Origin of the sequence: Micromonospora sp. NPDC005553 (genome assembly GCF_042871765.1) — a bacterium.
GTDB lineage: Bacteria > Actinomycetota > Actinomycetes > Mycobacteriales > Micromonosporaceae > Micromonospora.
In genome coordinates this window covers 677,068-692,590 of record NZ_JBIAJD010000002.1, presented here as the reverse complement: position 1 = coordinate 692,590, position 15,523 = coordinate 677,068, and the positions used below count along the sequence as shown (strand labels likewise).

The window sequence follows — 15,523 nt, the reverse complement described above, 5'->3', positions numbered from 1 at the left end:
GACGCCCGCCGGACCCGAGGGTCCCGGCGGGCGTCGATCGTGCGGTGGGGCTCAGCCGAGGGTGAACTTCTCCCAGGTGCTGATGGTTGGGCCGTTGGCGATCAGCGGCTTGGATCCTGCGCCGTCGGCGCTGACGTACCTGCTGTTGACAGCGGCCTTGAAGCTGACTGTGCCGTCACTGCTGCGGACCATTGTGAACCGCTCCCAGGTGCTGGCGGTCGCCGCGCCCGCGATCAGCGGCTTGGCGCCTGCGCCGTCGGCGGACACGAAGCGGCTGTTGATGTGGGCGAAGAGGGTGACCTGCCCGTTGCCGAGATCCACCACGTCGAACCGCTCCCAGAGGCTGACCGCCGGGCCGTTGGCGATCAGTGGCTTGCTGCCCGCGCCGTCGGCGCTGACGTAGCGGCCGTTGACCCGCGCCTTCAACGTCCGGTTGGCGTCGGTGGCCTTGACCTGGTGGAACTTCTCCCAGGTGCCGATCGTCGGTCGGGTGGCGGCCAGCGGCACGGCGCCGCTGGGATCGGCGGTGACGTACAGGCCGTTGTCGGCCTTGAGGCTGACGCTGCCGTCGCTGTTCCGGTTGATGTTGAACCGCTCCGGAGCGTCCACGACCTGGCTCATGGCGTGCAGCGAGTCCGGGCCGCCGCTGTAGGTCCGGCTGACGTACCGGCCCGTGAGGTAAGAGAAGAGTGCGACCTGGCCACCGCCTGCGTCGGCGAGGTCGAACTGCGTGGCGAGGCCGAACTCGGGCCTGCTCGGCACGAGACCGGTAGGCGTGCCCCACGCGTCGACGTAGCGGCGGTTGGCGAGAGCGAGGAGACCCACCGTCGCGGTCCGTCGCAGGACGCTGACCCGCTGGGTGCTGGTGCTCGTTTGGCCGTCGGTTCCGGTCACCTCGACGCTGAGGCTGTAGGTGCCCGGTTTGGCGTACGTGTGCGAGGCCACCGGCGTGCTCTGGGTGACCCCGGACCCGTCACCGAACTCGAACCGGTAGGACTTGATCGGATGGAAGCCTGGCTTCGACGCGGAGGCGTCCAGCTTCACCGAGAGCGCTCCGAGATCGATGCTGACGCCGAACGAAGCCGCCGGCGGCCTGATGGTCTCCACCGCGCCACGGTCGGCGTAGGTGGTCGGGCCGGCACCGGTGTTCGCCACGGCCGGGTCGTCCATGCGCGGGGTGCCGATGCGGTCGAGTGCCGGGAACCCGGGGGCCGCGGAGTTCGCCGAGTCGATGTCGTCTCGTGGTTGTCCGGTCTCCCGGTCGTGTGCGGCCTGCCCGGAGGCGGCCCGGAAACCGGCGAGGCTCATCCGGGTGTTCAAGGCGTAAATCTGCGGGGAGTCGCTGTAGTAGTGGTGGGCGTTGTTGTAGTCGACCTTGGTCTTTCCGACGGCCCCGCCGTAGACCCCGATCTCGACACCGTCGAGAAAGGCCGGGTCACAGTAGCCCTGGCTGAAGAAGCCGTTCGTGGTGAGCACGTTGTTCTGCACGGAAACGCTGGACGAAGTTCCGTCGACCCGGATCCCGTCGCGGCAGCGGTTGCGGATCGTGTTGTTGGTGATCGCCGTGTTGGCGGCACCGTTGTTGTGCACGCCGTGGCCGGGGCCACCGTCGATCTGGTTGTTGGCCACCACAGTGTCGACCGCGCCCACCCCGATGGCGACTGCCGCTGCGGTGAAACCGCTGACCTTGCTGTCGAGGATGCTGACTCTCGGCCCGTCGACCCGAACGCCGACGCCGTCGGAGGGTGTCCGGTACCCGGCGCTGCTCAATACGTTCACGGATCTGACCAGCACGTCGCTGCTCGCGGCGTCGATGATGATTCCAGCGTTCAGGGTCGGCCCGCTGGCGTTGATCTGCTTCAAGGTCGACCTGGTGACACCGGCCAACCGGACCGCGGGCGCGGTCGAGGAGGTGTCCATCGCGAAGTTGCCGCCCTGGATGGTGATCCGCGAGGAGTTGCGCAGGTCGAGGCCGGGCAGCACGCTTGTCGACCCAATGGTGCGCAGATTCTTGAGTACGACATCGTGCTGGCCGTCGATCACGAAGCCGGCGGTCGCGCCGATCAGAGTTGCCACGCCACTGGCGAAGAAGGTGACCGGTTGCTCGGGCGTGCCGGACGTGGGGATCGTGACGCGTTCCCGGTAGTTGCCGCTGCCGACGTCCACCGACTGGCCGGCCGTGACCACCGCAGCCGCGGCACCGATGGTGCAGAACGGCTGCGTCAACGTGCCCGGGAACTGGTCGGAGCAGCCGGTGGCGGGGTTCTGCCGGACGTAGAGCGTCGTCGGACCGTCCGCCTGGGCCGGCAGGATGGTGGCCACCAGGGCACCACCGGTCAGCACGACGGTCGCGAGACCGGAAAGGAAGGATTTGCCCATGCTTTGCCTCGGGGATGAGGAGGAGCCGGCGATCGCCGGGAGTCAGATAAAGGTGATCATGCATCACCGGCCGATTGAGGCGCTGACCGCAGTGACAAAACGGCCACTCCGCCGGTGTGTGCAAGGCGACGCCCGCCGGACTTGAGGGTTCCGGCGGGCGTCGACAGTGCGGTAGGGCTCAGCCGAGGGTGAACCTCTCCCAGGAGCTGATGACCGGGCCATTGGCGATCAGTGGCTTGCTGCCCGCGCCGTCCGCGCTGACGTACTTGTTGTTGACAGCGGCCTTGAAGCTGACGGTGCCGTCACTGCTGCGGACCATTGTGAACCGCTCCCAGGTGCTGGCCGTCGGTGCGTTCGCGATCAGCGGCTTGGCGCCAGCGCCGTCGGCGGACACGAAGTGGTTGTTGACCCGGGCGAGAAGGCCGACCTGTCCGTTGCCGAGATCCACCACGTCGAACCGCTCCCAGGTGCTGGCGGTCGCCGCGCTCGCGATCAACGGCTTGGTCCCCGCGCCGTCGGCGCTGACGAAACGACCGTTGACCTGCGCCTTCAGTGACCGGTTCGCGTCCGGTACGACGACCAGGAGGAACTTCTCCCAGGTGCCGATGGAGGGTCGGCTGGCGCTCAGCGGAATGGCGCCGCCGACGTCCGCGGTCACGTACTGGCTGGTGATGGGGGTCTGGAGGCTGACGGTGCCGTCGGCGTTGCGTACCAGCGTGAACGTCTCGCGTACGTTCACGACGGCGCTGTCCGCGGTCAACGTGGCGAGGTCGGACTGGGCGACGGCGACGTAGCGACCGGCCGCCCGGGAGAAGAGGGCGACCTTGCCGTTGCCGGCGTCCGCCAGGTCGAACTGCGCGATCGCGTTCGGTTCGGCCTGGTTCGGTCGAAGCCCGCGGCCTTTCTCGTAGCTCACGTAGCGGCGGTTGGACAGGGCGCGCAGACCCACCGTTCCGGTCGGCCGCAGCATACTGATCGGCCTGTTGTGAGCCGCCGACCGACCGTCGGTGCCGGTGACGGTGACGGTGACGAGGTAGTTGCCCGGGTTCGCGTAGGTGTGCGAGGAGATCGGGCTGGACTGGGTGACGAGGCTGCCGTCGCCGAACGAGAACTTGTAGGACGCGATCGGGTTGGGGCCGGGGGTGGAGGCGGACGCGTCAACTCTCACCGAGCGCGCCTGGATGTTCAGGGCGACGTCGAACGACACAACCGGGGCGCGGACGCCCTCCACGGTTCCACGGTCGGCGTAGGGGACCGGGCCGGCGCCGGTGTCCGGCACGGTCGGGTCGTCGATACGCGGCGAGCCGGCGCGGTCGAGGGTCGGGTAACCGGGGGCGGCCGAGTTCGCCGAGTCGATGTCGTCCCGGGCCTGTCCCGTCTCGCGGTCGTGCGCGGCCTGGCCGGAGGCGGCCCGGAACGCGGCGAGGCCCATCCGGGTGTTCCAGGCGTAGATCTCCGGGGAGTCGTTGTAGGAGTGGTAGGCGTTGTTGTAGTCGACCACCGTCTTCCCGACGGCATCGCCGTAGACGCCGATCTCGACACCGTTGATGAACGACGGCTCGCAGTAGGCCTGGTAGAAGAAGCCGTTCGTGATCAGCACGTTGTTCTGTACGGAAACGCCGGACGAGGCCCCGTCGACGCGGATGCCGTCGCGGCAGCGGTCCCTGACGGTGTTGTTGGTGATCGCCGTGCCGGTGGCCCCGTTGTTGTGCACGCCGTGGCCGCCGCCCCGGGAAATCAGGTTGTTGGCCACCACGGTGCCGGCCGCGGCAGGCCCGAGCGCGAGCGCCGCGCTGGTGAAGCCGTCGATGCGGCCACCGACGTACGAGTTGCCCGGTCCGTCGATCCGGACGCCGACCGTGTCACCGGGAAGGTTTTCGTTGGGATAGCCCTCCACTGTCGTTCCTTGGATGTCCACGTCACTGCTCGCGGCGTCCACGGTGATGCCGGCGCTGGCGGTCAACCCACTGACGGTGATCTTCGACAGGCTCGAGCTGGTCACGCCGGCGAACCGGATCACCGGTGACGTCGCGCCTATGTTCAGGCCGTAGGTGCCGCCCCGGATGGTGAGGCCCGAGGAGTTGCGCGCGTCCAGGGCCGGCACGTCGCCCGACCCGACGACGCGGAGGTTCTGGAGCACCACATCGTGCTGGCCGTCGATCACGAAGCCGGCCGTCGCACCGACCAGGGTCGCCCCGGAACTGGAAGTGGTGAGGAAGGTCACCGGCTGCTCCGGTGTGCCGGACGCGCCGATCGTGACGCGCTCCGGGTAGTTGCCGCCGCCGACGTCGACGGTCTGCCCGCCGGTGACGATCGCCGCTGCGGCTCCGATGGTGCAGAACGGCTGCACCAACGTGCCCGGGAACTGGTCCGAGCAGTTGGCGGGGGGATTCTGCCGGACGTAGAGCGTCGTCGGAGCGGCCGCCTGGGCGGGCAGCGCGGTGCCCACCAGGGTGCCGCTGGTCAGTAAGGCGGTCGCGAGACCGGCGAAGAAGGATTTACGCATGCTGGCCTCGAAAAGGAGGAGGATCCGGCGACGCCGGGAGTCAGATAGGGCGATTCTGCTTGATCGACAAGTGGGGTGCTGACCTGGGTGACAAAACGGCCACCCGTCACTCGTACACGACGACGCCCGCCAGACCGTGCGGCCTGGCGGGCGTCGAGGTGGTGATTCGGCTCAGCCGAGGGTGAACTTCTCCCAGGTGCTGATGGCCGGGCCGTTGGCGATCAGCGGCTTGGTGCCCGCGCCGTCGGCGCTGACGTACTTGCTGTTGATGCCGGCCTTGAAGCTGACCGTGCCGTCGCTGTTGCGGACCATGGTGAACCGTTCCCAGGTGCTGACGGCCGGGCCGTTGGCGATCAGCGGCTTGGTGCCCGCGCCGTCGGCGGACACGAAGCGGCTGTTGGCGCGGGCGAAGAGGGCGATCTGACCGCTACCGAGGTCGGCGATGTCGAACCGCTCCCAGCTGCCGACGGTCGCCGCGCTCGCGATCAGCGGCTTCACACCGGCACCGTCGGCCATCACGAAGCGGCCGTTCACGCTGGCCTTCAGCGACCTGTTCGCGTCCGCGACCGGAACCTGAGCGAACTTCTCCGAGGCGCTGATGGTGGACCGGCTGGCGCTCATCGAGACGGTGCCGCTGGCGTCGGCGGTGACGTACAGGTTGTTGCTGGCCTTGAGGCTGACGGTGCCGTCACTGTTGCGGACGACAGTGAACTTCTCCGGCGTGCCGACCACCTGGCCCGCGGCGTTCAGGGACTCGTTGGCCGACTGCGTCACGTAGCGGCCGTTGGACCGCGCGACGAGGGCCACCTGGCCGTTGCCGGCGTCCCCCAGGTCGTACTGCGCGGCGGCGGTCAACCCGGCCTGGTTCGGCAGGAGAGCCGACGTGGACGTGGCCACGTAGCGACGGTTCGACATCGCGAGCAAGCCCACGGAAGCGGTCCGCCGCAGCACGCTGACCTGCTCGGTGCTGCTGCCGGACAGGCCGTCGGTTCCGATGGGGCTGACGGTGACGTTGTAGGTGCCCGGCTTCGCGTACTTGTGCGTGGCGATCGGACTGGTGTGGCGGGTGGAGATTCCGTCGCCCCAGCTGACGTCGTAATCACGGATCGGGACGAAGCCCGGCGTCGAGGCGGAGGCGTCCACCCTGACCGTGCTCGTGGCGAGGTCCACTGTGGCGTCGAAGGAGGACACCGGGTGTTTGATGGACTCGGCAGCGCCACGGTCGGCGTACGCGATCGGGCCGGTGCCGGTGTTCGCCACTGCCGGATCGTCCCGGCGTGGCTTGCCCTCGGTGTCGAGATCCTGGTAGCCGGGCGCCGTCGAGTTCGCCGAGTCGACATTCTCCCGGACATCCGAGGTGTACCGGTCGTGTGCGGCCTGCCCGGAGACGGTGCGGAACTGGGCGAGGCCCATCCTGGTTCCGTTCCACGAGTAGCCGGTCGCGGACGCGGACTGGTGCCAGGTGTTGTTGTAATCGATCACGGTGCCGCTCAGCGCGGCGTCGTAGACCCCGATCTCGGCTCCCTCGGGAGCCTGCGGGTCGCAGTAGCCCTGGTTGAAGGCGGCGTTGTTGCGGAGCACGCTGTTCTGCACCGAGACCTGCGACGATGCGCCGTCGACCCGGATGCCGCCCAGGCAGCGGTCCTGGATCTCGTTGTTGGCGATGGCAGTGCCCACGGCGCCGCGGTTGTGGATGCCGTACCCGATCCCGCCCTTGATCCGGTTGTTGGCGATCACCGTCCCGGCGGCGGCAGGGCCCACCGAGATGGCAGCTCCGGAGAAGCCGGCGACGTCGCCGTCGATGATCGTGCTGCGCGGCCCCTCGACTCGAATGCCCACGCCGCTATCGGCGGCGACGTGGTTCGGGGCGGTCGACACCAGCGTGTTGCTAACGCGCACGTCGCTGGTGGAGGCATCCATCGTCAATCCGTCGGCGAGCGCCGCTCCGGTGGCGATGAGGCCATCCAGCCATGTCCACGTCGCATTGGCGAGTCGGATGGCGGGCGCGGTGGCGACGTTCGCCATCGTGAATCTGCCGCCCGCGACCACTACGTTCGAGGCGTTCCGCAGATCGAGGGCGGGCACGTCGGCAGACCCACTGACATTGATTTCCTGGATATAGATGTCGTGCTGGCCGTCGACGACCAGCCCCGCGTTCGGACCGACGAGCGTCACCGGGGTACGAGAATTCCGGGCCTTGAAGGCGATCCCTGCCTCTGGTGTGCCAGAGCTGGTGATGGTGACGCGCTCGGCGTAGGTGCCGCCGTCGATCCAGACCTCCCCGGGGGCGGTCACCACGGCGGCTGCGGCACCGATCGTGCAGAACGGCGTGTCGTCGGAGCCGGGCCCCTGGTCGGAGCAGTTCGCGTCGGCCTGATTGACGTGCAGAAGCATCACAGGGTCGTCTGCCTGGGCGGGTGCGCCGGTGGCCAGAAGGGTGCCGCCGGTCACCGCGATCGCGGTGAGGCCGGCGAGGGATCTTCTACGCATGCATGCCTCTGTCGTGAAGGTGGGATTCGGCTTCGCCGGAGATCAGATGGAGACCATGATCCGATACCGGCTGGTAGCTGTGCCGCCCCGGGCGACAAAACGGCCACTCGGCCCCACCGGCACCCGCCCTGGCCTGCCGGCCGCACGGGCCGCCGGGTAGGAGAGAATGAGGCACGTGACGACGATCCCCAACGTGCTGGCCAACCGGTACGCCTCGCCCGAACTGGTCGCCCTCTGGTCCCCGGAGGAGAAGGTCCGGATGGAGCGGCGGCTCTGGCTCGCCGTTCTCCGCGCTCAGCGCGACCTGGGAGTGCCGGTGCCGGACGGCGTTGTCGAGGCGTACGAGCGGGTGCTCGACCAGGTCGACCTCGCCTCGATCGCCGAGCGGGAGCGGGTCACCCGGCACGACGTGAAGGCCCGGATTGAGGAGTTCAGCGCGCTCGCCGGGCACGAGCACGTGCACAAGGGGATGACCTCCCGTGACCTGACCGAGAACGTCGAGCAGCTCCAGGTGCGCGCCTCGCTGGAGCTGATCCGTGACCGGGTGGTCGCCACCCTGGCCCGGTTGGCCTGGCTGGCCCATGAGCACTCCGAGCTGGTCATGACCGGCCGGTCACACAACGTGGCGGCGCAGGCCACCACGTTGGGCAAGCGCTTCGCGTCGGCGGCCGAGGAACTGCTGATCGCGTACGAACGGCTGGAGGAGCTGATCGCCCGCTACCCGCTGCGGGGGATCAAGGGACCGGTCGGCACTGCCGCCGACCAGCTCGACCTCTTCGACGGTGACGCCGACAAGGTGGCCGAGTTGGAGCGGCGGGTCGCCGAGCACCTGGGCTTCTCCCGGGTGCTGGACAGCGTCGGGCAGGTCTATCCGCGCTCGCTCGACTTCGACGTGCTGGCCGCGCTGGCCCAGACGGCCGCCGCGCCGTCCTCGCTGGCCACCACGATCCGGTTGATGGTCGGCCAGGAGTTGGCGACCGAGGGCTTCAAGCCGGGTCAGGTCGGTTCCAGCGCGATGCCGCACAAGATGAACACCCGTTCCTCGGAGCGGGTGAACGGCTTCGCCGTGATCATCCGGGGTTACCTGTCGATGGTCGGCGAGCTGGCCGGTGACCAGTGGAACGAGGGGGACGTGTCCTGCTCGGTGGTCCGCCGGGTGGCGCTGCCGGACGCGTTCTTCGCCGCCGACGGGCTGTTCCAGACGTTCCTCACAGTGCTCGACGAGTTCGGGTCGTACCCGGCAGTGATCAACCGGGAGCTGGAGCGGTTCCTGCCGTTCCTGGCCACCACGAAGATCCTGGTCGCGGCGGTACGGCGAGGCGTCGGCCGGGAGGTCGCCCACGAGGTGATCAAGGAGCACGCGGTGGCGGTGGCCCTGGCGATGCGCGAGAAGGGCTCGCCGGAGAACGACCTCTTCGACCGCCTGGCAGCGGACGGCCGACTCGGCCTGTCCCGCGCTGACATCGACACCCTGGTCGCCGACCGCAACGCCTTCGTGGGCGCCGCCCAGGCCCAGGTGGCAGCGGTGACGAGCCGCATCACCACAGTGGTGACCGCCCACCCGAACGCCGCCACCTACAGCCCACCCCCCATCCTCTAGCTCTAACCCCACCCGGTGGGGTCGGTGGGTGGGTGGGGTTACTCGCCGGTTGGGGTTTCTGCTGCGGTGCCGAGGTTGGGGGCGCTGGCGGGTTCGGCGATGCCGCCGAGAGATTCGGCGAAGGCCGGGTCGGTGGCGGTCTCCGCCGCGACCGCCGGCTGGTCGGCCGGCATGACTTCAGGCATCTTGGGTACGGCGATCACTGCCGTCCCGTAAGCGCAGATCTCCATCCACATCTCGCCGCAGTCCCGGCTGTCGAACCGCATGCCGATCACCGCGTTCGCGCCGATCCGGAGGGCCTCCTCGCCGAGGCGGGTCACCGAGTCGGTGCGCCACCTGGTCAGGTTGTCCGGGGCCATCGGGTCGTACGCGCCACCGCGCAGGTTCTTCACACCCTCGCGGTACGGGTTGCGCGTCCTGGCCATCGATGACACCACCTCACCGAGAATCTGGCGGATCTCGTAGCCGGGCAGTTGCTCTGTCGTCACGACCAGCACGGTTCCGATGCTGTCAGGAGTGGCCCGACCCGATCGGGTGCATTGTTCACCTGATCGGATGCTGCAAAACGACGCGGCGCGGACGGCCGGCACGTGGCCGACCATCCGCGCCGAGTGGGGCGCTAACCGTCAGACACCGGCCACCGAGGTGATCCAGGCCCGGTTGTACGCGACGCTGCCGTAGTTCTGGATGCTCGACCCGTCGGCGGTGGAGGCGACGCCGACCTGCTGACCGTTGTAGAACTGCGGGCCGCCGGAGTCACCGCGCCAGGCGTTGCCGTTGATCCGGGTGCTGCGGATCGCCTGGCCGCCGTACGCGTCGGTGGCGCCGTTGCTGGTCACCCGGACGGTGGCGGTCTTGAGCTGGGTGGACGCCGAGCAGCCGCTGTAGCAGGTCATGCCCCAGCCGTAGATCGAGTTCGTCGAGTTGATCGGCGGGTTGCTGCTGGCCAGGCTGACCGCGGAGGTGCTGACGGTGCTGGAGAGCCGCATGAGCGCGAGGTCGTTGCGGGTGTAGGTGGCACTGACCGTGCGGGTGACCCCGCCGGAGGTGCGGTTCACGCTTCCGACGCGCACCGACATGGTGCCGCTGATGCAGTGCCGGGCGGTGAGCACCCACTGCGCGGCGATGACGCTGCCGGAGCAGGTGAACGAGCCGTTGCTGAGCACCGCGGCGGCCCAGGGGGCGGACGAGACGGTGCCGCCGCCGATGATGGGTTGCGGGCCGGCGGGAGCGGCGGACGCGGCGGACGTGACGCCGAGGGCGCCGACCAGCGCGGTGCTGAGTACGGCGAGCAGGGGGCGGATGCGCATCGGGTGGACTCCTTGGACGGGGCGGGCCCGGGGTCGCCGGGCGCGGGCGGTGCCGGACGGCGGGGGTTCCCGTCGCCGGCAGATCGACTTACATCGATGTAGAGTAGGGTGCGACGCGATCGTTATCAAGCAGGTCATCGAGGTTGCCCAATGTAACGATTCGGCCACCCGCCGCGCCGTGTATGTCCTGCTAGGGCCACCTGTAGCGCCTGACGTGTCACCCTGAGCGTCAGTAATGTCGATCACTGCCTGAACCGCACCCGGCCGGTGCGTCCGCGGCGATATCTGCCAGGTACGCTGGCTGCGCTCGCCCATTTGTGGGTCGGCACCCAACTGCGTACACAGTCAGGAGTGCCCAGTGCCTCGCGTCGTCGTCGACGTCATGCTCAAGCCCGAGATCCTTGATCCGCAGGGCCAGGCCGTCGCAAACGCGCTGCCCCGGCTCGGCGTCGGTGACGTCGCCTCGGTTCGGATCGGCAGGCGCATCGAGATCGAGTTCACCGGTGAACCGGACCTGGACCGCGCCCGGGAGATTGCCGACAAGCTGCTCGCCAACCCGGTCATCGAGGACTTCACCGTCCGCGTGGTCGAGGCCGACGAGACCGCGGACGCCCGCTCGTGACCGCCCGGGTCGGTGTGGTCACCTTCCCCGGCTCGCTGGACGACGGGGACGCGGCCCGGGCCGTCCGGATCGCCGGCGCTGAGCCGGTCCGGCTCTGGCACGGCGATCCGGAGCTGCACGGTGTCGACGCGGTCGTCCTGCCCGGCGGTTTCTCCTACGGTGACTACCTGCGGTGCGGCGCCATCGCCCGGTTCGCCCCGGTGATGGAGACGATCGTGGACGCCGCCCGGGGTGGCCTGCCGGTGCTCGGCATCTGCAACGGCTTCCAGATCCTCTGCGAGGCGCACCTGCTGCCCGGCGCGCTCACCCGCAACCAGCACCTGCACTTCCGCAACCGGGACCAGGTCCTGCGCATCGAATCGGCCGGGACGGCGTGGACCAACGCGTTCCAGCCCGGCCAGGAGGTGCTCATCCCGGTCAAGAACGGCGAGGGCTGCTACGTCGCGGACACCGCGACACTGGACCAGCTCGAAGCCGAAGGCCGGGTGGTCGCCCGCTACGTCGGCGGCAACCCCAACGGGTCCCAGCGGGACATCGCCGCGATCACCAACGCCGCCGGCAACGTGGTCGGCATCATGCCGCACCCCGAGCACGCGGTAGAGGCGCTCACCGGCCCTTCGCTGGACGGCCTCGGCTTCTTCACGTCGGTCCTCAAGCACCTGGTCGGGGCGCCGGCATGAGTGCGAGGAGCGGCTTCGGCGGGCACGAGCGCAGCGAGGAGAGGTCATGACCACCCATCCGGATCCGGTACGGGACACGCCGGAGGCGTACTCCGCCCCGGCGCAGCCGTCCCAGCCGAGCCCCGCGCAGCCGGCCGCACCGGCGACCGCTCCCGCCCAGCCGGCCGCCGCCGTCTGGACCGAGGGCGTGGACACCGTTCCGCGCGCCGGTGGCACCCCGGGCGAGCTTCAGCCGTACACCGAGCTGGGCCTGCGCGACGACGAGTACGACCGGATCCGGCAGATCCTCGGTCGCCGGCCCACGCAGTCCGAGCTGGCGATGTATTCGATCATGTGGAGCGAGCACTGCTCCTACAAGTCGAGCAAGGTGCACCTGCGCCAGTTCGGCGAGAAGGCCCCGCACAGCGACCGGCTGCTCGCCGGCATCGGCGAGAACGCCGGTGTCGTGCAGATCTCCGACGAGCTGGCGGTGACCTTCAAGGTCGAGTCGCACAACCACCCGAGCTTCGTCGAGCCGTACCAGGGCGCGGCGACCGGCGTCGGCGGCATCGTCCGGGACATCCTCGCCATGGGCGCCCGCCCGGTCGCGGTGATGGACCCGCTGCGCTTCGGTGCCGCGGACCACCCGGACACCGCCCGGGTGCTCACCGGCGTGGTCGCCGGAGTGGGCGGCTACGGCAACTGCCTGGGCCTGCCCAACATCGGTGGCGAGCTGGTCTTCGACCCCTCCTACCAGGGCAACCCGTTGCTCAACGCGCTCTGCCTGGGCGTGCTGCCGGTCAACCGGCTGCAGAACAAGGCCGCCGCCGGGCCGGGCAACGTTGTCGTCCTGATGGGCGCCAAGACCGGCCGTGACGGCATCGGTGGCGTGTCGGTGCTGGCCAGCGCCACCTTCGACGAGGGCAGCGAGGCGCGCCGACCCGCCGTGCAGGTCGGCGACCCGTTCACCGAGAAGCTGCTGATCGAGGCGTGCCTCGAGCTGTACGACGGCCAACTTGTCGTCGGCATCCAGGACCTCGGCGGCGCCGGCCTGACCTGCGCGCTCACCGAGACCGCCGCCGCTGCCGGCACCGGCATGCGGGTCTGGTTGGAGCGGGTGCCGCTGCGCGAGCCCTCGATGGACCCGCACGAGATCCTGGCCAGCGAGTCGCAGGAGCGGATGCTGCTGGTCGTCGAGCCGGACAAGCTCGACGCGGTGCTCAAGACCTGCGAGAAGTGGGGTGTTCTCGCCACCGCGATCGGTGAGGTCACCGCACCCGAGCCGGACGGCCGCCCGGGTCGCCTGCTGATCACCTGGCAGGACCACCTGGTCGTCGACGTGCCGCCGGGTTCGCTGGTGGACGACGGCCCGGTCTACGCCCGCCCGATGCGCGAGCCGGCCGACCTGATCCTGCTCCAGGCCGACCGGGCCGAGACGCTGCCCCGCCCGGCCGACCCGGACGCGCTGCGGGAGACCGTGCTGCGCATGATCGCGTCGCCGAACCTGGCCGACAAGACCTGGGTCACCGAGCAGTACGACCGCTACGTGCTGGGCAACACGGTGCTCGCGCAGCCGGAGGACGGCGGCGTGATCCGGATCGACGAGCGGACCGGCCTCGGTGTGGCGCTGTCGGTCGACGGCAACGGCCGGTACACCCGACTGGACCCGTACAACGGCACCAAGCTGGCCCTGGCCGAGGCGTACCGGAACGTCGCGGTGACCGGCGCGAAGCCGATCGCCGTGACCAACTGCCTCAACTTCGGCTCCCCGGAGGACCCGGGCGTGATGTGGCAGTTCGCCGAGGCCGTGCGCGGCCTGGCGGACGGCTGCCTGGAGCTGGGCATCCCGGTGACCGGCGGCAACGTCAGCTTCTACAACCAGACCGGCGCGGCGGCCATCCACCCGACCCCGGTTGTCGGCGTGCTGGGCGTGCTGGATAACGTCGCCGACCGGGTGCCGATGGGCTTCGTGCCGCGCGCCGCTGGCGACCACGACCAGCTCTACCTGCTCGGCGAGACGAACGTTGAGCTGTCCGGCTCGGAGTGGGCCTGGGTGACGCACGAGCACCTCGGTGGTATTCCGCCGCAGGTCGACCTTCTCCGCGAGAAGGCGCTCGCCGAGCTGCTGGCCGAGGCAGCCCGCGTCGGTCACCTGGCCTCCGCGCACGACCTCTCCGACGGTGGTCTCGCCCAGAGCCTGGTCGAGTCCTGCCTGCGTCGCGGCGTCGGTGCCCGGGTCGCGGTGCCGGAGCAGTTCGCCGAGGGCTCGATGCCGTTCGTCTACCTGTTCAGCGAGTCCGCCACGCGGGCGCTGGTCTCGGTGCCGCGCGGCCACGACAAAGCGTTCGCGGCGCTCTGCGCCGAGCGGGGCGTGCCGTTCGAGCTGATCGGCGTCACCGACCCGTCCGGTGGGGCGCTCGAGGTGCACGGCCAGTTCCGGATCGGCCTGGACGAGCTGCGTACCGCGCACACCGAGACGTTGCCGCGCCTCTTCGGGGGTTCGGCGTCCGTCGAGGTGCCCGCGCCGGCTGCCGGCGTGGCGGGTGCGGTCGAGGCCGTCCCGTTGCCGGGCGAGCCGGCCGAGCCGGTCGACGCGGCCGAGGTGGTCTCCGAGCCGATCGCATCCTCGGGTCCGTCTCCGGAGACCGGCGCGGTCGAGCCGATCGGGTCAGAGCAGCCGGGCGAGGTGTCCGAGCCTGACTCCGGTGTCACCGAGCCGTCGCCTGACGAGCGCTGAGGCGTTGACGGCCGCCGTCTACGGCCAGCCCGGATCGGGTGCCCGGTTCGACTGGGGGCTGACCGGGGCGGCCGAACTCGGCCGGGTCTGTGCGGCGCTGGTGGTGGTGGACGTTCTCTCGTTCACCACCGCCGTGGAGGTGGCGGTCGCCCGGGGGATGCGGGTGCACCCGTTCCCCTGGGGTGAGCAGGCGGCCGAGTACGCCGTCCGGGTCGGTGCGACCGCTGCGGTCGGGCGACGGCAGACGACCACGGAACATCCGTGGTCGCTCTCGCCCGCCGCGCTGAGCAGCGCACCGGTGGTGGCGGACCTCGTGCTGCCCTCCCCGAACGGCTCGGCCATCAGCGCCGCCGCCAGCGCCACCGGCCTGCCGGTGGTCGCGGCGTGCCTGCGCAACGCGCGCGCCGTCGGGCACTGGCTGCGCCGCCAGGGGTACGGCACGCTGGACGCCCCGATCGGCGTGATCGCCTCGGGGGAACGGTGGCCGGACGGGTCGCTGCGACCGTCGGTGGAGGACCAACTCGGTGCCGCCTCGGTGCTGGACGCCCTCTCCGGTGTGCCCGGTGGGCTCTCGGTGGAGGCGGCCATGGCGCTCGCCGCGCTGGCGAGCACTCCGGATCTGCCCGCTGCGGTGCGCGGCAGCGTCTCCGGACGGGAGTTGACCGAGAGCGGCTTCGCCGCGGACGTGGACGTCGCCGTCCGGATCGGCGTGTCGGACGTCGTGCCGGTGCTCCACCAGGGCGTCTTCTCCGCCGCCTGACCGCGCCTGACCGCATCTGACTGCGCCTGACCGCGCCGCGCGCTCCCTGTGATCAACTCGGCTTTCCGGAAGTCGCGGTGTCCAGGTCTCCGGGATGGCCCGACTTCACCGATCGCGAGTGGGTCTTGCAGCGAAAACGGCCACCCGGATCTCCGGGTGGCCGTTTTCATGTGCTGTGGTGGGGTCAGTCGTCCAGCCAGTCGAGGCGGCGACCGCCGCGCTCGGTCGGCGGCGGGGTGTCCGGTCGGTTCCGCCCGGCGGGCTGGCCGTAGCCGGCCTGGTCGTAGCCCCGGTCGTCGTAGCCGCCGCGCTGCTGCTGCGGAGGCTCCTGACCGTAGTTGCCGCCCTGGTCGTAGCCGCCGGCGGGCTGGCCGTAGCCGGCCTGGTCGTAGCCCCGGTCGTCGTAGCCGCCGCGCTGCTGCTGCGGAGGCTCCTGACCGTAGTTGCCGCCCTGGTCGTA

10 protein-coding genes and 1 pseudogene are annotated in these 15,523 nt (G+C 70.1%); 5 read left to right on the top strand and 6 right to left on the bottom strand.

Annotation, left to right across the window (positions count from 1 at the left end; genetic code table 11):
* Positions 1 to 51 precede the first annotated feature (51 nt).
* From ACFYPG_RS10550 to ACFYPG_RS10540, 3 genes are all read right to left on the bottom strand, one after another.
* A complete protein-coding gene (locus ACFYPG_RS10550) occupies positions 52 to 2,379 on the bottom strand; it encodes a PKD domain-containing protein (RefSeq protein ID WP_387351485.1) in 2,328 nt (775 codons plus the stop codon).
* A gap of 178 nt (positions 2,380 to 2,557) precedes the next feature.
* Positions 2,558 to 4,885 (bottom strand): PKD domain-containing protein, encoded by a 2,328-nt coding sequence (locus ACFYPG_RS10545; RefSeq protein ID WP_387351484.1) that lies wholly within the window; start codon positions 4,883 to 4,885, stop codon positions 2,558 to 2,560.
* 171 nt (positions 4,886 to 5,056) lie between these two features.
* Positions 5,057 to 7,375: a right-handed parallel beta-helix repeat-containing protein gene (locus tag ACFYPG_RS10540; protein ID WP_387351483.1), complete on the bottom strand. Its 2,319-nt coding sequence runs from the start codon at positions 7,373 to 7,375 to the stop codon at positions 5,057 to 5,059.
* A gap of 175 nt (positions 7,376 to 7,550) precedes the next feature.
* Between ACFYPG_RS10540 and purB the strand changes: the two genes are divergently transcribed.
* Complete coding sequence (gene purB / locus ACFYPG_RS10535; protein WP_238689259.1) at positions 7,551 to 8,975, top strand: adenylosuccinate lyase; 1,425 nt, start codon at positions 7,551 to 7,553, stop codon at positions 8,973 to 8,975.
* Between the two features lie 38 nt (positions 8,976 to 9,013).
* Here purB and ACFYPG_RS10530 read toward each other — a convergent pair whose 3' ends face one another.
* Together ACFYPG_RS10530 and ACFYPG_RS10525 are read right to left on the bottom strand one after the other, a co-directional pair.
* Positions 9,014 to 9,577 (bottom strand): YbjQ family protein, encoded by a 564-nt coding sequence (locus ACFYPG_RS10530; protein WP_387351481.1) that lies wholly within the window; start codon positions 9,575 to 9,577, stop codon positions 9,014 to 9,016.
* A 24-nt stretch (positions 9,578 to 9,601) separates the two neighbouring features.
* A complete protein-coding gene (locus ACFYPG_RS10525) occupies positions 9,602 to 10,285 on the bottom strand; it encodes a trypsin-like serine protease (protein WP_355004709.1) in 684 nt (227 codons plus the stop codon).
* A gap of 358 nt (positions 10,286 to 10,643) precedes the next feature.
* Between ACFYPG_RS10525 and purS the strand changes: the two genes are divergently transcribed.
* The 4 genes from purS to ACFYPG_RS10505 are packed head-to-tail and all read left to right on the top strand — an operon-like array spanning position 10,644 to position 15,063.
* Positions 10,644 to 10,907, top strand: coding sequence for a phosphoribosylformylglycinamidine synthase subunit PurS (purS, locus tag ACFYPG_RS10520; protein WP_350854676.1), 264 nt, complete (start codon positions 10,644 to 10,646; stop codon positions 10,905 to 10,907).
* Positions 10,904 to 11,587, top strand: coding sequence for a phosphoribosylformylglycinamidine synthase subunit PurQ (gene purQ / locus ACFYPG_RS10515; protein ID WP_091396055.1), 684 nt, complete (start codon positions 10,904 to 10,906; stop codon positions 11,585 to 11,587). Before purS ends, purQ begins: the two co-directional genes overlap by 4 nt.
* A 46-nt stretch (positions 11,588 to 11,633) precedes the next feature.
* Positions 11,634 to 14,303 (top strand): phosphoribosylformylglycinamidine synthase subunit PurL, encoded by a 2,670-nt coding sequence (purL, locus tag ACFYPG_RS10510; protein ID WP_355004711.1) that lies wholly within the window; start codon positions 11,634 to 11,636, stop codon positions 14,301 to 14,303.
* A gap of 4 nt (positions 14,304 to 14,307) precedes the next feature.
* The gene (locus ACFYPG_RS10505; protein ID WP_355005170.1) at positions 14,308 to 15,063 is read left to right on the top strand and encodes a 2-phosphosulfolactate phosphatase; all 756 of its coding nucleotides are present in this window, start codon (positions 14,308 to 14,310) and stop codon (positions 15,061 to 15,063) included.
* A gap of 184 nt (positions 15,064 to 15,247) precedes the next feature.
* Here the strand turns inward: ACFYPG_RS10505 and ACFYPG_RS10500 are convergent.
* A pseudogene (locus ACFYPG_RS10500) lies at positions 15,248 to 15,523 on the bottom strand (hypothetical protein); the annotation flags it as partial.